The 18,345-nt window shown below is 69.0% G+C and carries 12 protein-coding genes and 2 pseudogenes; 4 read left to right on the top strand and 10 right to left on the bottom strand.

What is annotated here, in order from left to right; all coding sequences use genetic code 11:
* Positions 1 to 328 precede the first annotated feature (328 nt).
* Positions 329 to 1,273: an NAD(P)-dependent oxidoreductase gene (locus OC490_RS45460; RefSeq protein WP_262063942.1), complete on the bottom strand. Its 945-nt coding sequence runs from the start codon at positions 1,271 to 1,273 to the stop codon at positions 329 to 331.
* Positions 1,270 to 1,719: an SDR family oxidoreductase gene (locus OC490_RS45455; protein WP_262063941.1), complete on the bottom strand. Its 450-nt coding sequence runs from the start codon at positions 1,717 to 1,719 to the stop codon at positions 1,270 to 1,272. The genes OC490_RS45460 and OC490_RS45455 overlap by 4 nt, the downstream gene beginning before the upstream one ends.
* 24 nt (positions 1,720 to 1,743) lie before the next feature.
* Between OC490_RS45455 and OC490_RS45450 the strand changes: the two genes are divergently transcribed.
* Positions 1,744 to 1,986: a hypothetical protein gene (locus OC490_RS45450; protein WP_262063940.1), complete on the top strand. Its 243-nt coding sequence runs from the start codon at positions 1,744 to 1,746 to the stop codon at positions 1,984 to 1,986.
* Positions 1,987 to 2,247: 261 nt separating this feature from the next.
* Positions 2,248 to 2,754, top strand: a complete 507-nt coding sequence (locus OC490_RS45445; RefSeq protein WP_262063947.1) for a hypothetical protein — start codon at positions 2,248 to 2,250, stop codon at positions 2,752 to 2,754.
* A gap of 94 nt (positions 2,755 to 2,848) precedes the next feature.
* On the opposite strand, the pseudogene OC490_RS45440 reads toward OC490_RS45445, so the two are convergent.
* The 5 genes and pseudogenes from OC490_RS45440 to OC490_RS45420 form a co-directional block, all read right to left on the bottom strand.
* A pseudogene (locus OC490_RS45440) lies at positions 2,849 to 3,584 on the bottom strand (IS5 family transposase).
* Between the two features lie 102 nt (positions 3,585 to 3,686).
* On the bottom strand, positions 3,687 to 6,749 hold the full coding sequence (locus OC490_RS45435) for an alpha-mannosidase (RefSeq protein WP_262063939.1): 3,063 nt from the start codon (positions 6,747 to 6,749) through the stop codon (positions 3,687 to 3,689).
* A gap of 30 nt (positions 6,750 to 6,779) precedes the next feature.
* Positions 6,780 to 7,676: a carbohydrate ABC transporter permease gene (locus OC490_RS45430; RefSeq protein ID WP_262063938.1), complete on the bottom strand. Its 897-nt coding sequence runs from the start codon at positions 7,674 to 7,676 to the stop codon at positions 6,780 to 6,782.
* The gene (locus OC490_RS45425) at positions 7,676 to 8,605 is read right to left on the bottom strand and encodes a carbohydrate ABC transporter permease (protein WP_410099262.1); all 930 of its coding nucleotides are present in this window, start codon (positions 8,603 to 8,605) and stop codon (positions 7,676 to 7,678) included. The genes OC490_RS45430 and OC490_RS45425 overlap by 1 nt, the downstream gene beginning before the upstream one ends.
* Positions 8,602 to 9,984: an extracellular solute-binding protein gene (locus OC490_RS45420; protein WP_262063937.1), complete on the bottom strand. Its 1,383-nt coding sequence runs from the start codon at positions 9,982 to 9,984 to the stop codon at positions 8,602 to 8,604. Before OC490_RS45420 ends, OC490_RS45425 begins: the two co-directional genes overlap by 4 nt.
* A gap of 284 nt (positions 9,985 to 10,268) precedes the next feature.
* Between OC490_RS45420 and OC490_RS45415 the strand changes: the two genes are divergently transcribed.
* Positions 10,269 to 11,507: an ROK family transcriptional regulator gene (locus OC490_RS45415; RefSeq protein WP_262063945.1), complete on the top strand. Its 1,239-nt coding sequence runs from the start codon at positions 10,269 to 10,271 to the stop codon at positions 11,505 to 11,507.
* A gap of 438 nt (positions 11,508 to 11,945) precedes the next feature.
* Here the strand turns inward: OC490_RS45415 and OC490_RS49685 are convergent, their stop codons facing one another.
* The 3 genes and pseudogenes from OC490_RS49685 to OC490_RS45405 all read right to left on the bottom strand — a co-directional run.
* On the bottom strand, positions 11,946 to 12,317 hold the full coding sequence (locus OC490_RS49685; protein ID WP_410099263.1) for a DUF5959 family protein: 372 nt from the start codon (positions 12,315 to 12,317) through the stop codon (positions 11,946 to 11,948).
* A 306-nt stretch (positions 12,318 to 12,623) separates the two neighbouring features.
* Positions 12,624 to 15,641: a glycosyl hydrolase gene (locus tag OC490_RS45410; RefSeq protein ID WP_262063936.1), complete on the bottom strand. Its 3,018-nt coding sequence runs from the start codon at positions 15,639 to 15,641 to the stop codon at positions 12,624 to 12,626.
* A 775-nt stretch (positions 15,642 to 16,416) separates the two neighbouring features.
* Positions 16,417 to 16,815, bottom strand: a pseudogene (locus OC490_RS45405) (IS110 family transposase); the annotation flags it as partial.
* Between the two features lie 244 nt (positions 16,816 to 17,059).
* On the opposite strand from OC490_RS45405, the gene OC490_RS45400 reads away from it, so the two are divergent.
* The gene (locus OC490_RS45400) at positions 17,060 to 18,271 is read left to right on the top strand and encodes an ROK family transcriptional regulator (RefSeq protein ID WP_262063935.1); all 1,212 of its coding nucleotides are present in this window, start codon (positions 17,060 to 17,062) and stop codon (positions 18,269 to 18,271) included.
* Positions 18,272 to 18,345: the final 74 nt, after the last annotated feature.

Here is an 18,345-nt window from a genome sequence, read left to right as displayed (position 1 = left end):
TCCTGGCCCGCCACTACACCCGCAAACACGGCCCCAACGCCTACTACGGCAACCCGGACACGATGGCGGCTCCCAGTTGACCGCCGCCGTCCGCCGAACCGACCCACGCCGCGCCCGGGCAAGCGCCCGCCCGTGCCCGGGTGTGGCCACCGGTCCGCTTTCGTGCAAGGCCGGGCTCTATTGGGCGTACAGCCCGAAGTTGACGAACGGCGGGGCGGGAAGCCTCGGGTGGACGCGAAAGGGAGGGACTTTCCGCAGGAGCGGAGGGGGAGGAGCTTGCAGCTTGCCGGACGAGCGTGCCGGGGTTCCGGTGATTGCGTTCGGTGCTTCACGGAGAGCCGGACGGTCGAGTCCGCCGCCCCGGCGGCTGTCCTGCTTGGGCTGCTGCGGTGTGGCGCAGGAGTTCGGCCAGCACGGAGACGCCGTCGCGGTCTTCCAAGCCTGCGGTCATCGCCTGGTCGATGAGCTTGCGGTTCGCCTCCAGCTGGGCCATGGGTGCTCCCACGGATGATGCCAGGGCGTCGATCAGGGCCAGATCCTTGGCGACCAGTGACAGCGTCATGTGAATGGCCGCCTCACGTGGTCGTACGAAGTTGTCACGGTTGTACAGCACGAAAGGGGCCGCGGCTGCGCTCTGGGTGAAAGCGTCGTAGGCGTCGGCCCGGTCGATTCCGGCGCGTTCCGCGAGGACGAGCGCTTCGGCCAGCGCTGTTGCCAGCGACAGCAGCAGTGAGTTGATCGCCGGCTTCATGATGCTGCCGGCGCCCGATTCCCCGAAGTGAAGGATGCGGGTGGCCAGGACATCCATGACGGGACGCACGTGGTCGAGCGCTTCCTTCGGGCCGCCGACCAGGAAGGTGAGTTCACCGCGGGTGGCCAGTTCGACGGAACCGGACACCGGAGCGTCAAGGAGAACGGCGCCGCGTTCGAGAACCCGGGGAGCGAGGGCCTGTGCCGTCTGCGGGGCGATGGTGCTGGTCTCCAGGACGGTTGTTCCTGGGCGTAGCCCGGCGAGGATGCCGTCGGGCCCGTCGTAGACTTCGCCCACCGCGATGTCGTCGGTCAGGCAGATGATGACGATGTCGGCGGACGAGGCCGCCTCGCGCGGAGAGCCGACCACTCGCGCGCCGGTCTCTGCCGCGACGTCGAGGGCGCGCACCTGGATCCGGTTGGTCACGGTCACGCCGTGCCCTGCCCTGCGCAGGCGCACCACCATCGGGCGGCTGATGCGGCCGATGCCGACCACGGCCAGCGTGGGCAGGGCGTCGATCATGCATGGCCGCCGTTGAGGTTGAGGTTCACACCGTTCGCGGCCGGGTTCTCCAGCAGGAACATGGAGCCCTCGACGATGTCCCGCATCGTGGGGACGACACCGGTGAGGATCCGTGCGCGTGCCGCCTCCACGGCTCGCTCGTTACCAGCCCAGTACGGGCTGTCGCCGACCATGCCGGGATGGATGGCGTTGACGCGGATCGGCGCGAGTTCTTTGGCCAGCGTCGCCACCAGGCCTGTCACGCCGGCGTTCACGGTGGTGACCGTGGTGGAACCGGGGTAGGGCACATCCTTGGCCAAGCCGCCGAACAGCAGTACGGAGCCGGTGGGGGAGATGCGCGACTGCAGGGTGTGGACGACCGTGGTGTAGCCGATGATCTTGGCTATGGCCAACTCCGTTGCCCCGGCGATGTCGTAGCCGGCGATCGTGTTGTTGTCGCGTCGCATGCCGGTGAGAACGATCGCGTCGACGTGGTCGATGCCGCTCAGCGCGTCCTTACGGCCGCGCCGTATGTGCGAGCCATCGGCGGCGCGGCCGTCGTACCCCGCTACGAGCCGGTGGACACGGCCGGGGTGGTCATCAAGCCGCTGTCCGGACCCGTACCCTCGCTCGCCCTGTCGTTCGCGGTCCGCGCAGGACGCGAACCGAGTCCTGCTGTCGCCGCCCTGCTGAAACTCAGCCCCAACTACACGCGCGACGACGGGACGTTCTGAACGGCCACGACCGACTGACGTCACATTGCGAACCGATCTCCGAGTGTCTTTTGCGTTGTCCAGGGAGAGAGCAGTTCTAGCAGCCCATTCGAGGACATCGCGGTCTCACGAGGCGGCTGGTGCTGGAAGGGCCCCTGCGCCGCAATGGACTACTCCACGACGCACAACCTTCCGGAAGGCCGCTGGTCTGAAGAAGCACACACCTACGCGAGCTACTGGGGGGTAGTCATGCGACGGTTAGGTACTGCACTGGTCACGATGATGCTGGCGGGCGGCGGCCTGTTGGCCGGCACGGTTCCGGCGGTGGCCGCGCCGACGGCCGTGGACTGCGCCGTGACGTGGGGGAGCCTGGACAAGACCGGTGGCTCTGTTGCCTCCCGGCGACTGACCGACGTGAGGACCGGACAGCACGAGTGCTTCGACCGTCTGGTCTTCGACGCCCAGGGCACGGCGGCCGATCCGATCGGCTACACCGTCCGCTATGTCGCCGTACTGCACCAGGACCCGTCCGACGTCGTGATTCCGGTCGCGGGCGGAGCCATTCTGGAGATCTCGCTGTTCTCCCCCCGCTACGACCCGGCGACCGGAGAGCCCTACCCGGCGCTTCCGACCGTCGACGTCACCGGGTACCGGACATTCCGGGAGTTCAAGTTCACAGGCGGCTCCGAGGGATACACCCAGGCCGGACTGGGCGTACGCGCCCGGCTGCCGTTCCGGGTCTTCCAGACGGCCAACCATCTCGTGGTGGACGTGGCTCACACCTGGTGACCCCGTGTGGTCGGGGCGCGTCTCCGCGGCGCGCTCCGGCCTCCACTCCACCCGGCACGGTGAAACAGATCGGTGGCCGATTCCAACTCGGCGATCAGGCTGTGGACTTGATCAAGCCCGACACCCTCGCACAGGATTTCCGGCGGCCTCGGAGCGGGGTGTGGGCGATGCTGGTGAAGGCCAGGAAGTGCTCAGCTTTGCGTTCGTAGCGGCGGTGCAGTCTGCGGCATCCGGCTAGCCAGGACATGGTGCGTCCCATGGTCCAGCGGTGGCGGCCCAGTGGGGTGGAGGACTCGACACCTCTGCGGGCGATGCGGTGGCGGATGCCGCGTCCGCGTAGCCGTCGCCGCAGGTGGTCGTAGTCGTATCCCTTGTCGGCGTGGAGTTTGGCCGGTCTGCGCTGTCGGCGTCCGTGCCGGGAGCGGATCGGCGGTATCCCCTGCACCAGCGGGATCAGTGCCTGGCTGTCGTGCAGGTTCGCTCCGGAGATTCCGACCGACAGGGGCAGATCGGTCCGCTCGGTGATCAGGTGGATCTCCGAGCCGTACGTGCCCCGATCCACAGGATTCGGGCCTGTCAGCTCCCCCCAGGTGGCAGAGCTTGGCCCACACCCGGGTCCTGGACCGCTCAGTGAATCGACGGTGGGCCGTCGCTCCCGACGGACCGAACGACGCGGACGGCAACTGCTGCCATGTGCAGCCCGACGTGGCCACGAAGACGATTGCGGCCAGCACTTCGCGGTCGCCATGTCGACGTCGGCCGCCGCCCTGAGGTCGCGACGGAGCCTCCGGCACCACCCGCTGGAACAACTCCCACAACTCATCCGGCACTTGGGGCCTTGTCCTCCTTCAGGACGGGGAGCAGCCGCCGCTTCGTCTCAGATGCCCCGAGGGGTTGAGGGCCCGGACTTGGGTCCTCAACCCCTCGGGGCGTCAGTCGCCCGGGGTGGGCCGCAATCGCAGCGTCAGGATCTGGAATGGACGCAGCGTCACTTCCACGCCGTCACCGGCATGTCGGTGGCTCGTCGGATCGGCGAGCGGGCGTTCTAGAAGGTCCGTCGCGGTTGCCGAGGCCAGTGGGAACACGGTCGTGAGGGTGGCGCGGGCGCGTGTGCCACGGGACTCGTAGAGGCGTACGACGACATCGCCCGAGCGGTCGTCAGCGAGCTTCACCGCCTCGACGATCACGCCCTCGTGGTCGACCGCGACCAGGGGAGCGACCGTCGAACTGCCAGGCACCGCGCGTTCCGGGAGGTTGAAGTGGTAGCCCTCACGGGTCGCGTCCGCGACGTCGGCGCCGATCAGGAGCGCGTAGCCGAGCCGGTGCGTTCCCTGGTCCTGGTCGGGGTCGGGGAAGCGGGCAGCTCTGAGAAGGGAGAGACGGACCGTAGTGGTCGTACCTCCGTCGGGGCGGATGTCGCGGGTGACGTCGTGCCCGTAGGTGGAGTCGTTGAGGAGGGCGGCGCCCCAGTCGGGTTCGCCGACGTGGAGGAATCGGTGCGCGCAGACTTCGAACTTGGCGGCGTCCCAACTGGTGTTCGTGTGGGTGGGCCGCTCGACGTGACCGAAGGGGATCTCGGCGGTCGAGTGCGCGGCACGTACGTCCAGGGGGAAGGCGGCCTTCAGTAGCTTCTCCCGCTCGTGCCAGTCCACCACCGTGTCGATCACCAGACTCCGGGAGCCAGTCGGCAGCGAGAGGTTCTGTTCGATCCGTGAGTCCCCGAAGACCCGGACCACCTGGATGCCGTCGCTGGTCGGTGTCACCGACTGTGCCTCCGTGAGGTCGCGGACGGTGTTGCGGTAGAACACGTCAATGTCCCAGGCGTCCCACTGGTTGGGGAAGTCCTGGTGCAGTTGGAGCAGGTTGCCGACCGAACCGGGGGCCAGGGCCTCCCGGCCCGCTGCGTGGTCGTACGCCGAAGTGATGAGTCCTCGGCTGTCCACCGCGACCCGTACCACGCCGTTGTCGAGGACGAATCCGTCTCCGTCCACCACCGGCGCCACCGGCGCCACCGGCGATTGGGAACGCGGAGCGGCACCGAACGCCGCGATGCCGCCGCGGGTGTGGGGTGCCGCGTTGAAGACCACGGACCCGTCTCCCGGACCGGCCAGCGCCCGTTGCGCAACGCCGATCAGTTCTTCCAGTTCGCGGGCGACAGCCGCGTAGGTCTCCTCCGCCTCGCGGTGCACCCAGGCGATCGAGGTCCCGGGCAGGATGTCGTGGAACTGGTGCAGCAGTACCGTCTTCCACAGGCGGTCCAGCGCGTCGTACGGGTAGGGCTCCTCGCGGCCCACGGCCGCCGTAGCGGCCCACAACTCTGCCTCGCGTAGCAGGTGTTCGCTGCGTCGGTTGCCCTGCTTGGTGGCGAGTTGGCTGGTCAGGGTGCCGCGGTGGAACTCCAGGTACAGCTCGCCGGACCAGACGGGGGCGCCGCCGTTTCCCTGGTATTCGGCATGCGCGCGCTCGAAGAAGTCCGTCGGCCGCTCGATCTCGATCCGGGCCGAGCCCTCCAGGTCTCTCAGCCGTGCGGCGCGGGAGAGCATCTCGCGGGTGGGGCCTCCTCCGCCGTCGCCGTAGCCGAACGGGATCAGGGAGTGGTTGGCGGGGCCCTTGTCCTGGAAGTTCCGCACCGTATGGGCGACTTCGGCGCCGGACAGTTCGCCGTTGTAGCTGTCGACGGGCGGGAAGTGGCTGAAGATGCGGGTGCCGTCGATGCCCTCCCACCAGAAGGTGTGGTGCGGGAACTTGTTGGTGGTGTTCCAGGAGATCTTCTGGGTCAGGAACCAGCGCACCCCGGCCAGCTTCATCAACTGCGGCAGGGCAGCGTTGTAGCCGAAGGTGTCCGGCAGCCACATTTCCTCGGTCTCGACCCCGAACTCCTCCAGGTAGAACCGTTTGCCGTGGACGAACTGACGTACCAGCGCCTCGCCGCCGCTGATGTTGGTGTCGGGCTCCACCCACAGGCTGCCGGTCGGCAGGAACTGTCCGGTCTTCGCCTTCTCCTGGGCCCGCGCGTACACCTCGGGCCGGTGCTCCTTCAGCCAGGCCAGCTGCTGCGCCTGGGACATCACGAACTTGAACTCCGGGTGGTCGTCCATGAGTTGCGTGACGTTGGAAACCGTCCGGGCGACCTTGCGGACGGTCTCGCGCAGCGGCCACAGCCAGGCGGTGTCGATGTGTGCGTGCCCGACAGCCGTGATGCGGTGCGCGCCGGCATGTGCGGGTGCGGCCAGGACGGGGGCCAGGAGGGCCCGTGCTGCTTCCGCGCTGCCGCCGATGTCCTGGAGGTCGATCGCGTCCAGGGCCCGGCCGATCGCCTGGAGCAGCTGCCAGCGGCGCGGGGAGTCGGGGGACAGTTCGTGCATCAACTGGCCCAGGACGTCGAGGTCCTGGACGAGTTCGTGGACGGTGCGGTCGAGGACGGCGAGGTCCAGACGCCGCAGCCGGTACAGGGGTTCGCCCGGAGCGTCGGTGCCGTCGCCGAGCCAGGGTGCGCGTCCGCCCACCGGGGTGGGGCCGAAGGTCAGCTCGTCGGGCGCGGTGTGCATGACGACCGGATTCGCCGCGGCCTCGACGAAGGCGGTGAACTCCTCGCCGCCCTCCGCCTGTTCGGCGACGGGAACCCAGGTGTTGCGCGGGTTGAGCGCCTTCACCGCGGTGCCGTCGGCGCGGTAGACCAACCCCTCCGCGGAGAAGCCGGGGGAGTGGGTGGCGAAACCGAGGTCCAGCACGGCCTCGACCGTCTCGCCGGCCCATTCCGCGGGGATCGTCCCGCTGACCTTGAACCAGCTCGTCGACCAGGCCGGTCCCCACAGGTCGCCCACCCGGGCCGGCCGGTAGGGGGCGGCCAGGCCCTCGCGTACCGGCACCGGTTCGCCGGACACGTTCCAGATCTGCACGTCGAGACGGACGGACCGGGCGTGGACGGCGGGCCGGATCCGCTCGTTCAGTACGCGGGCCAGCCGCTTTTCGATGACGTCACGGTCGTTGTGCATGGGTGTCTTTCTTTGCATGGGTGGGGGGAGTCAGCCCTTGAGTGCGCCGCCGAGGGCGAAGCCGCCGCCGAGTTTGCGGGACAGCAGCAGATAGAGCAGGACCACGGGCATGGAGTAGATGAGGGAGAACGCCGACAACTGCCCGTACTGGGTCTGGTCGTGGGCGCTGAGGAAGGTGAACACGCTGACGGAGGCCGGGAGTTTCTCCGGCGACAGCAGCAGGATGAAGGGGACGAAGAAGTTCCCCCACATGCCGATGAAGGTGAAGATGGTGACCACGACGACGCCGGGTCGCATCAGCGGCAGCACCACCCGCCACAGCAGTTGCATGGTGTTCGCGCCGTCGATGCGGGCGGCCTCCTCCAGGACGACGGGTACACCGTCCATGAAGTTCTTCATCAGCCAGATGCCGAACGGCAGTGCGGAGGCGGCCAGGAACAGGGTTGTGGCGGGCATCGAGTCGATCAGGTTGACCTGCACGAACATGCTGTACACCGGGATCATCACGGCGGTGATGGGCAGGCCGGTGGAGAACAGGATCGTGTAGAGAAACGGCCGCCGCACCCGCGAGCGGTAGCGCGAGAGCGGGTAGGCGGCGAGCACGGACACCACGACGGTCACCGCCGTCCCGAAGCCGCACAGCAGCAGGCTGTTGAGCATCGGCCGGTAGGTGGTGTCCACGTTGAGGACCGCGTCGAAGTTGTCGAGCGTCAGCGACGAGGGCATCGTCAGCCGGAAGGAGTTGGTGTCGCTCACCGAGGCGAGCAGCATCCACACCAGTGGCAGCACGTACAGCGCCGAAACCGCCAGCAGTACGGCGTTGATCATGACGCGGCCCGGCCGGAAGCGGCGGCTCGGGCGCGCGGTGCCGGACTTCGGGGCGGCGTGTCCGGCGGATGTGGCGGGGGGCGTGGCGACGGCGGCCATCAGTCGTCCTCCAGTTTCAGCAGCCGGATGTACACGACGGAGAACAGCGCGCCCACCACGAGCAGCACCAGGGCGATGGCGGTGCCGTAGCCGATCAGGCTGTTCTGGAAGGCCTGCTGGTACATGAAGATCGGCAGCGTCTCGCTCTTGTTGCCCGGTCCGCCGCGGGTCATGGTGTAGATCAGACCGAAGACGGAGAGCGTCTGGAGCGTGATCAGCATCAGGTTGGTCAGGATCGACGGCCTGATGACCGGCAGGACGACCCGCCACAGCCGTTGCCAGGGGTTCGCGCCATCCATCTCGGCGGCCTCCGTCAGCTCCTGGGGCACGTCGTTGATGGCAGCGGTGAAGACCATCATCGAGAAGGCGGTCCCGCGCCAGACGTTGGCCAGGCACACTGCCAGGATCGGCATCGTGTACAGCCAGTTCTGCCCCGGGAGGTGCAGCGCGTCCAGCAGCGAGTTGAGCGAGCCCTGGTCGTAGAAGAAGGCGTACATCAGATAGCCGGCGACGACCTCGGGCAGTACCCAGGCAGCGATGACGACTGCGCTGACGAGTGCCCGCACCGGCTTGGTGGCCTTCTGCATCAGGATGGCCAGGGCCAGCCCGAGCGTGTTCTGGCCGATGACCGCGGAGCCGACCACGAAGACCAGGGTGAGCTTGACCGCGTTGAGGAAGTCGCTGTCCTTGAAGGCCCGGGTGAAGTTGTCCAGGCCGATGAAGCGGGCGCCGGAGGCGCCGGTGAGCTGCATGTCGGTGAACGCGTAGTACACGCAGTAGGCGATCGGCCCGGCCAGGAAGACGACCAGCAGTACCACGGCCGGCAGTGTCGGAAGTCCGCGCAGCAGGGTGCGGACGGCGGGGGCGGGCGCCTCACGGGACCGGCGGCGGGCGCCGGTCCCGTGAGGCGCAGGGGCGAGGGCGGTCACGAGCCGCCCTCGGTGGTCTTGTCGGCGCCCACGGCCGCCTTGACATCGTTATCAAAGGTCGATGCGGCCTTGTCGACGGATGCCTGACCGGTGGTCACGGACTCCATCGCCTTCTGGATCGCTGTGGAGACCTGGTTGTAGGCGGGAAGGCCGGGCCGGTAGTGGGTGTCGGCGACCAGCTCGGTGAAGAACTTGTTGGTCGGCACCGAGTTCAGATACGTCGAGTCGGAGGCGACGTCCGTGCGCACCGCGATGTTCGCGTTGGTCGCGTTCCACTGAGCGGCGTTGGCCTTGGTCTGGAGTGTGGTCGACAGGAACTTCCAGGCGAGATCCGCATTGCCCGCCTTCGCGGGGATCGACCAGGCCCACCCGCCGGACATGCTGGTACGGCCGGGTGCCTGTCCGTTCTGTGTCGGCATGGCCGCGGTGCCCATCACCGACTGCCACTCGGTCCAGGGCTTGGCCGCCGCGGAACTCCAGTTGTTGGGCATCCAGGAGCCGTCGATGTCGATCGCCAGCTTGCCCTCGGGGATCAGTTCGGTGCCCACGGTGGTCCCGAAGTTGGCGCCGAGCGCCTGCTCCTTGGACGGGCCCAGCCCCTGGCTGTATACGGTGTGGACGAAGTCCAGCGCGTCCTTGAAGCCCTGGCTGCCAACCACCCACTTCTTCTGCGAGGCGTCGTAGAGCGACTTGTCGCCGGCCGGTGTGCCGTAGAGCAGCATCTCGAAGCCCTGCATGGAGGACGCCTCGCCGCCCGCCTGGCCCGTGTAGAGGTTCAGCGGGGTGACACCCGGCAGCTTCGCCTTCACCTTCTTGGCGGTGGCGATCACGTCTGCCCAGGTCTTGGGCTGCCAGGGCACGGAGACCCCGGCCTTCTGCAGAAGCTGCTTGTTGTACCAGATCCCCCGGGTGTCGGTGTCGTCCGGCACGGCGTAGGTCTTGCCGTCGGACGCACCGGTCACCGCTCCCTTGGCGGCCTTGGCGTACTGCGACCAGTCACTCCACTTCGCCGTGTAGGCGTCAAGAGGCTTGAGATACCCGCCCGCGATGTCGGAGTTGATCAGCGCGGTGTCCTCGTAGACCAGGTCGGGAGCGGTCGCGGGGGAGCGCATCATGAGCTGGATCTTCGTGTAGTAGTCGTTCTCGGAGGCGGTCACGGGCACGAGGGTGACCTTGGTGCCCGGGTTGGCCTTGGTGAACTCCTTCACCATCGAGGAGAGGAAGGTGGCCTGGAGCTTGTTCGTGCTGTCCAGGTTCTGCCAGTAGACGACCTTGATCGACTTGGACGAGCTGCCTGAAGAGCCCGAACCGCAGCCGGTGACGGCCAGGGCGGTGGCGGCGGTGAGGGCCGCGGCGGTGACGATTCTCGACGAGCGCACAGTGGTTCCTCCGGAACGCGAAACCTGAGGGAATACCGGGAGTTTGACCGGATGAGAGGCCAGACCGACGGCGCCCCACGCTCGGCGCCGCCCTGCGCTGTCTGGCCGTCATGGCCGGATTTGGTGGGCGCTAGCTAAATCCATTTGATGGATGAAGTCAATGCTTCGAGTATGTAAACTTCGGCCACTGGCGGACCCGCCGGTATGCCTCCGGAACGGTTGCGTGGCCGGGCCGAGGGGGAGCGGGGGCTGATGTGAGGGGCTCAGGTGACTGACAGGTGACGATGCTCAGCGGGACGAACCTGCCGCGGGTCGGCGGCTACAACCAGGCCGTCGTGCTGGACGCCATCCGCACCACGGGACAGGTGAGCCGGGTCGAGCTGGCCGAACTCACCGGCCTGACCAACCAGACCGTCTCCAACGTCGTCCGCAAGCTGCTCGACGCCGGCCTGGTGGCCGAATCCGGCCAGGCCCCCTCCAGCGGCGGCAAGCGCCGCACCCTCCTGGCCATCCGGGCCGACGGGGCCTGTGCCGTCGGTGTCCACCTCGACCCCGACGCCGCCGTGATCGTCGTCGTGGACCTGGCCGGCGAGGTGATCGGCGGACGCCGGCTCCGGCTCACGGACGCCTCGGACCCCGCCGACGTCGTCGAGCGGGTCGCGCGCGCCGCCGGGCGCCTCGTCGAACGCACCGGCGTCGACCGCTCCCGGCTCCTCGGGCTCGGCATCGCCGCCCCCGGACCGCTCGACGGCACCACAGGGGCGGTCGTCTCACCGCCGAACTTCCCGGGCTGGGGCCGGGTCCCCCTCGCGGACATGTTCGCCGAGGCCACCGGTCTGCCCGTCGCCCTCGACAACGACGCCACCGCCGCGGCAATAGGCGAACGCTGGATCGGCGGTGCCGAGCGGGCGGGCAGCTTCCTGTTCATCTACTTCGGCACCGGCATCGGCGCCGGAATCGTCCTCAACAACACCGTGCTGCACGGCGATTCGGGTAACGCCGGCGAGTTCGGCCACATGGCGGTGGAACCCGGAGACCGCGTCTGCCAGTGCGGTGCCCTCGACTGTCTCGGCCCGTACGTCAGTCCGCCCGCGATCATCGACGACCTGCTGCGGCTGCACGGCCGGGACGCCGCCGACCGCATCGGTCTGACCGGCACGCCCGACTCCGTCCACCACGACTGGAAGGCCCTGCGCCGTGCCGCCCGCGGGGGCGACCCCGACGCCTGTGACGTCGTACGCCGTGCCGCGCGCCGGATCGGTGAGGCCGCACGGGGCGCCGCCAGCCTCCTCGACGTCAGCCGGATCGTCCTGGGCGGCGAGGCGCTGCGCGGCATCGAGCCGATCATGCGGGAGGAGATCGAGACCGCCGTCAACCGCACGTCCGTCGCCCGTGCGATCCGTCCCGTCGCCGTCGAGCAGAGCCTCATCGGCGAGACGGTGGGCGCGGTCGGGGCCGCGTCCCTGGTGCTGCACGGCAATTACGCGCCCGGGTGGTGGATGCTCACGGAGGTGTCCGGCTGAGTTCTCGGGGCAGGCGACGGATCGGGTCCTCTCACCGCAAATGCGGCGGGAGTTCACGGGGTTGCGGTGGGACACCTCCTCCAGGCGTCGAGATCGGATCCTCGCCAGGACCGGCGGTGTCAGGGCGGCGTCGTTCAGGGGATCTGTTGCGCCTGACGCCGGTTCAGGCGACGGACGTGGCTGCCGAGTTCGCGGAGACGGAGGCAGGCACCACAGCTCCAGGTGATCATGCAATGCCGGGGCGTGGAAGACGACTTCACTGCTTCTGCGGCCTACGGATCCGCTGGGAAGCACGCGACGGCATCCACGAACCTGCTGTTCTCGTCCTCGGATGTGCGTTCATCTGTCGGCGACGCTTGGACTTACGGCAAGTAGTTCTTCGACCCAGGCGTCGTCACCACCTCGTTCCGCCACCTCTGCCGGACGTGGCCGAGCTGCTCACGCGGGTCGGCGATCCAGCCGTCTCCCTGGTCCAGGACGACGCGGACCGAAACTCAGGACTCGCCACTGTCGTCCACGGTGACGACGGGGCGGGACTGCGAGAATTGCCTGTCGGTCTCGATCCGGATCCCGTTGTCGCCGTGGCCGTCCAGCGGATGTCCTCCCTGTCGGAGACTCGTCCAGGGCCGTTGACCAGTCGTCCATGGCTTCTGGCGACAGGCACAGGCCAAGGCGCCCGTCGGAGAAGGCGCTCGTGATGACGAGTTCGGCATCGAGGTAGTCGTTGTACGGCGTGTCCCCAGGCCTGTGCCGCCCCAGAATGCGCACTCGGACACTGCTGTGCGGGTCGATCAGGCAGCTCAGGTCCACCCCCTCGCCCTGATCCACGCGGCCTCCCGAAACCCCGAACGATCCCGATCGTCATGCGTGAGTCGCGAACTGGTCCTGGTCGGTATCGCGTCAGGAGTTCCTGGCGACAGGGGCAGGGGCCACCAGAGAGGGCCTGAGGGTGGCAAAGGAGAGGATCAGGGATGCCGTGAAGACCGAGTAGTGATGAAGGAAGAGTCCTACGGATCCCGGCAGCCGTTCACCTCTACGGCTGCCGGGATCAGCGCTGCTGGGGACGGTGCCATCGGCGGCGCCCGCGCCAGGTCACCTCAGGTGCGGTGCTGGGGCTCAGGCCACGGTCTGCTGCACGTATGGCGCGAGTTGGACCGGTCCGACCAGACCGTGGTTCTGCCTCGCGGACGTGCCGAACACTGTGGGGTTGCTGATCCGTAGCCGGTTGAACAGCGGGGTCGCCACCTCGATCTCGATGGTGTTGGCGCCGCGGCGCAGATTCCCGCCGAGGTCCACCACGGGGTTGAGCCGGTCGACGGGGTCGAGCGGTGTCCCGTTGACGGTGACCCGGCAGGTGTCGCTGACACTGCCCAGCCGCAACAGGGCCCCCAGTCCGGAGGTCCAGGTGTTCGGCAGCGTGACCGTCGTCCGGTAGCGGCCGATGCCGCCGACATCGGCCAGTTCGGGGATCTGCGACCACGGAAGTAGGGCGTCGAGTGTGAGGGTGTGTGTGACGATCGTGGTGGTGGTCGCGGTGGCGCCGGGCTGCCAGTCGTCGACGGAGAGCGTCCACTGGCCGAGGGTGAAGGCGGCCGGCACCTCGGGGATCTTCGTGGTGACCTTCCGGCCAGTTGACAGGGTGGTGGTGCGGGCACCGGCTGTGAAGGCGCGTACCGTCAGTGACCCGTCCGCGAAGAGCACACTGTCCGCGTCGGTCGTGACCGCGTGTGGACGGCTGCCGCAGCGGTCCCCGAACAACCCCGGGTCGCCCAGCGCGACGACGAGGGTCTCGCCCGGCTGGAGCGTCACCCGGAAGGTGAACGTGTCGCCGTCCTGGGTGTACTGGGCGAGCCGGGTGACCCGCCCACTCCACGGGTCGAGCAGGTAGGGGACCGCACCGGAGCCCTTGCGATGGGTTGCCCGCAGTGTGACGTCGTGGTCGATGAGGGCGACCGCTGGCTTGACGGTCTCGGCGTGCTTGCCGTTGCACAGGTAGTAGAAGTCGGCGTCGTCGGTGACCCGGTGGGCGTTCAGCAGGGTCGACGGCACGGAGTGGACCGCGTCGGAGGTCACGCCGAGTTCCGCGAACGCCGCGCCGACCAGGGTCTTGTCGGTGATCTGGCGGACATTCGGCAGGGCGAGCAACTGGGCCGTCAGAGAACGCAGTTCGGCCTGCTCCCCGTCGTCTGGGAGACCCGGGGTGAGCGCCTGGTCGAAGGCGCCGAGGAGCACGGTGGGCAGACCGGCGCGTGCGAACTTCAGGAGTCTGCGGGCGTCGGCGACGGCGAGCGTGGGATTGGAGCCGTAGAAGAAGTCGCCTTCGAGGAACAGGGCCTTGTAGGCGGGCCCGCCGGGTGCCAGGCGCTTGTCGGAGACCTTGGCCGCGGGCAGGTCGAGCAGTGGTCCGCTCAGGAACTGGTGGGTCCAGCCGAGCGGGATGCCTGTGGAGGTCAGCCAGGAGGCCCCGATGCCGGTCGCCGTGTAGCCGGTCTGCCGGAAGACCGCGATGTCCGCGCGGGCGGTGCCCGACTGGAGCACCTCGTGGACGCGGCCGAGATAGCCGGCGATGTCGGACACATGGCGCCAGGTCGGCTGCCTCGGCCCCCACGACTCGCCGTATCCCGGGGCTCCGCTGTACGGACTGAACGCGGCGAAGCCGGGCCAGTTGACGCCCGGCGCGGTGGCATAGGAGAAGCCGTGGATCACGGTCTGGTTGACGCCCGCCGCGTACGCGCCGCCCATGGTGCGCAGGAACTTGTCCCAGGTGGTGTTGTAGGCGCCGCCCGCGTACGCGCCGGCCTCGCAGGACAGGATGCGGTTGCCGGCCATGTCACGTCCGCCGGCCAGGCAGCGGTAGTCGTCGAGGTTCTTGAAGCCGAGCGACTCGCCCTCGGGGACGTCGAGAAGGGCCGCCGAGGCGATGGCGTCTGTCTGGAGGCCGTACGGCTGGGAACGGAGTTTCATGCCGTGTCCGTGTGCCCAGGACTTGAGCGCTCCGAGGTGGTGCTTGTTGAACAGGCCGGAGACGGTCTCCCAGAAGTCGTGCCGGATCTCCTGGGTGAGCCGGGCCTCGAAGGCGAAGATCTGGTTGCCGTTGTCGAGGACGACGGCCGGCAGATACGGCAGCAGGTCGCGTCCGGTGTGCTCGCGGAACGCGGCGGGCAGGCCAGGCGTCCACTGCAGACCCTTGGTCTCCAGCTCCACGGAGTCCTCGAAGAAGGTGCCGCCCGCCGATCTGAGGAGTGCGCAGAGTGTGGAGTCGAGGATCGTGGACTCCCAGTAGCGGGTGACGGCCGTGGTCCCGGTCGCACTGAAGTGGTCGACGACGTACGCGGCGGGCGAGGAATGCGGTCCCGCCTCGGGCTGCTGGCCCGAGCCCCGCTGCCAGTACGAGAGGATCACCCAGGTCGCCGAGTCGGGCGGGGTCCAGCTGAGGTTGCTGTCCGACACCTGGCTGGTCAGGTCGGTGACGCTGTCGGCGTCCAGGCCGGTCGCCCTGCCGCTGGAGTAGGCGGTGTTGACGCGGGCGGCCTGGACGGCGAGGAGCTTCTGCACGGTGACACCGGAGGCGGCCGGGTAGACGGAGGCAGGCACCGGACCGTTGAAGGTCGCGCCGCTGGTCAATGTGGCCTTGCCGTAGACGAGTTCCTTCACCGCGGCGTCGTCGTCGGGAGTGACTCCGGGCACGGCGACGGGCCAGCTCGGCCCGAGGGTGAGGTCGATGGTCAGCCCGCGGCGCGCGGCCTGCCGCAGCGCGGCCCTCACACCGTCGCGCCAGGCCGTGCTTCCCCACCCGCGATGGGCGGTGTCCAGCACGGAGGTGTCGGTGATGCTGTGGTGCACGGCCGCGATCTCGGCGCCGCCGAATCCCGCGTCGGCCATCTGGTCGATCTCCCGCGCGATCTCCACCGGGTCCACCAGTCCGTCCGGCCACCACCAACGGAACCTGGGCCGGACCGACTTGGCCGGTTGGGCGAACCAACTCGCCGAGGGCGCGCCCGCGGTGGAGCGAGCCGTCCCGGAGGAGGCGGCGTTCGCCGCCGGACCGAGTGCCGCGAGAACCCCGGTCGTCAGGCTGGCCGCCAGTACCGACCGACGCGTCGAGCCGCCACGCTGCGGGTGGGTTTCGTGCATGGTTCAGCCCCAACTTGTCATGGGTGAGAATGAGTTGAATCGTTTCAGTCAATCCAGGTGCGGGAACCTTAATTCGCCCTTCGAACCGGGGTCAATAGGAACGACAACGATTCAAGGCGACGAGAAGCGGGACGAGTTGGGGAAGTGATGCGGCGCGGGACGGGAGGACGGGCCGGACCGGTTGTCGGGCGGGTGCGGGTCGGGTGCGGGTCGGTGTCCGTCGGGAGGACCGGGGACGTCGTGCCGGCGACCTCGATGGCGGACCGGCGCTCGACGGCGATCGTTGGTGTCCTGCCGGCCCCGAGGATCCTCGGTATCAGGGTTCGGAAGAAATCGGATCCCCCTTACGTCTTCTCCGGCACTGAGTGCATCACATGTCAGAGCCAAGAGGGCGTTGGCCGTTGGCCGTTGGGCAGGGTCCGTGACCCGCGTGAGTTTCTGATCGGCCAGGTCTCCGCAGTTCCGGGCTTGTGCGAGCCGGTCAGGGCGGTCACCGCCGGAGGCGACGGGAGTGTCGAGGCCGGGGAGGTCCATCCGTTCCCGGGCTCCTCCGGCGCGCCCGGTTCCCCCGGCCTCGAGCCGCTGCCCGTCTCCGTCGCCGCCGGTACGGCGGCCGGTGAGGCGAAGGCGACGGCGGCCGTAGGGTCCCTACGGCCGCCGACTCGCAGAGGGCATCGCCCGGCGTTGCTCGCGCTCGACCCGGCCCTGGTCGTCCTCGGGACCGGCCAGTTCGGATCAGCAGACACCGACCCGGCCGCCCGGCTTCTGCTCGGCGCCGCGGCCCCAGCACCCGCTCCAGCGAAGGATGGATCTGGGTCAGCAGGCCGTGCAGCCGGTTCGTGACGCGGGTGGCCTCGCCGGCCAGGTCGTCGTCGAAGCCGACGATCATCTCCAGCTCGACGATCGTCTCGTCCTCGCCGTCGATGGCGCGCAGCGTGTGAGGCATCGCCCGGCAGGCGTCCGCGATGATGAACGCGTCCCGCGCATCCGTCTTGGCCTCACCCGGGTAGAGGTCGGCGATCAAGCGCATCGTCAGTCCGGGCAGGTAGGCGATGGGGCGGCCCATGGCTCTCGCAACCGCCAGCGGCAGGGCCCCGATTGAGGCCGGCTGGTCGACCACGACCAGCACCGTTCCGTGCTTGGCCTGGAGTTTCGCGAACAGTTCGCGGAGTTTGGCGAAACGGTCGAGCCCTTTTCCCAACAGCTACCGACCCGCGTCGGCGTACCGATCGCTGGTCGGGTCGGCCGAGCGGGGGCAGGGAACTTGAGCCGGATCGTCAGGGGCTCACTCCCCGGTGTCGGAGGCTTGTGCAGGGTCTGGGGGCGCGGTGCGGTCGAAGGGTTGATTCTGGCCATGCGCCCGCGTATAAATAAACAACTTTCTTTCCTACAGGCCAGAATGTCGAGACGAGGCCCCCGTGACCCGCCGTTATCCAGCAGGCCCGCAGCGGTTGCTGCGCTCGCTCAACGGCCGTGCCGTACTGGAGGCGATCGACGAGACGGGCCCGGTCACGACCACCGACCTGGCCGGGCGGATCACGCTGTCCCGGCCCACCGTCGCCGCCGCGGTCGCGCTTCTGCTGGAGCGCGGAGTCATCACCGAGGTCGGCCCGGCGACCGGCCGCAAGGGCCCGGCACCGGCCCAGTACCGGGTCAACGCCGACTGCGCCTTCGCGATCGGCGTGGACGTCGGTCACCGTAAGATCCGTGCGGCGGTTGCGGACGTCACCGGCCGCGTGCGTGGACGTGCCGAGTCCGAGCAGCAGGGGCATCGCGGCGCCGACGCGCTCGTCGCGCAGATCCTGGACATGTGCGTGGACCTGGCCGGGCAGGTGGGCCGACCGCTGGCCGACATCACCCAGGTGGTGGCGGGACTGCCGGCCGCCGTCGGCCCCGACGGACGACACCTGTCGTACGCCGCCGGACTTCCCGACGCCGGCCGGGGGCTCGGCGCCGCACTCGGCCGGGCGATCCCGGTTCCGTTGGTCCTGGAGAACGACGTGAACCTCGCGGCACTGGCCGAGCGAACCCACGGCCTGGGCACCGACACCGACGACTTCGTACTGGTCAGCCTCGGAGTCGGCCTCGGCCTCGGCCTTGTCGTCGACGGCCGGGTCCGGCGCGGCGCCACCGGAGTCGCCGGAGAGGCCGGTTACCTCCCCAGCGACCGCATGGTCGCCCCGGTCGGACAGCGCCGGGATCTCGTCCAGGAACATCTGGGCGCCCGCTACATCAGCGACCGGGCGCAGCGCCTCGGACTGCCGGGTGACGGCAGCCCGCGCGCCGTCTTCGAACTCGCCCGCACCGGGGACCCGGGCGCGCTGGAGATCGTGGACGACACCGCCCGCAGCGTCGCCTACGTGGTGGCCTGCGTCGTACCCCTCATCGACCCGGCACTCATCGTGCTGGGCGGCGCCATCGGCGCCAACGGCGACCTGCTGCTCGAACCGGTCGCCCGTCACCTGGCCGACTTCAGCACGTTTCGGCCACCCGTCGTCGCGTCGGGTCTCGGCCAGGACGCCGTGCTCACCGGAGCGACCACCATGTCGGCGGAGCTGGCCCGCGAGGCCGCCTTCGCCGCCGCCACCACTCCCGTCCCGCAGACAGAGTCACCGTCGTCTCTGTCCTGACCGCAGTGTGAAACACCGCGGCGACGCCGTCTTGCCGGACAGCGCCGCCGCACACGTCACCGGGCATTGCCGTG

Origin of the sequence: Streptomyces sp. STR69, assembly GCF_024519455.1 — a bacterium.
In the GTDB taxonomy this organism is placed as follows: Bacteria; Actinomycetota; Actinomycetes; order Streptomycetales; family Streptomycetaceae; genus Streptomyces.
The sequence above is the reverse complement of the archived record's forward strand: the minus strand, read 5'-3'. Positions and strand labels throughout refer to the sequence as shown.

Coding starts and splice junctions, on each gene's coding strand:
- OC490_RS45460 (WP_262063942.1), bottom strand. CDS start 1,273: ATGATCGACGCCCTGCCCACGCTGGCCGTGGTCGGCATCGGCCGCATC.
- OC490_RS45455 (WP_262063941.1), bottom strand. CDS start 1,719: ATGCGACGCGACAACAACACGATCGCCGGCTACGACATCGCCGGGGCA.
- OC490_RS45445 (WP_262063947.1), top strand. CDS start 2,248: ATGCTGGCGGGCGGCGGCCTGTTGGCCGGCACGGTTCCGGCGGTGGCC.
- OC490_RS45435 (WP_262063939.1), bottom strand. CDS start 6,749: ATGCACAACGACCGTGACGTCATCGAAAAGCGGCTGGCCCGCGTACTG.
- OC490_RS45430 (WP_262063938.1), bottom strand. CDS start 7,676: ATGGCCGCCGTCGCCACGCCCCCCGCCACATCCGCCGGACACGCCGCC.
- OC490_RS45415 (WP_262063945.1), top strand. CDS start 10,269: ATGCTCAGCGGGACGAACCTGCCGCGGGTCGGCGGCTACAACCAGGCC.
- OC490_RS45410 (WP_262063936.1), bottom strand. CDS start 15,641: ATGCACGAAACCCACCCGCAGCGTGGCGGCTCGACGCGTCGGTCGGTA.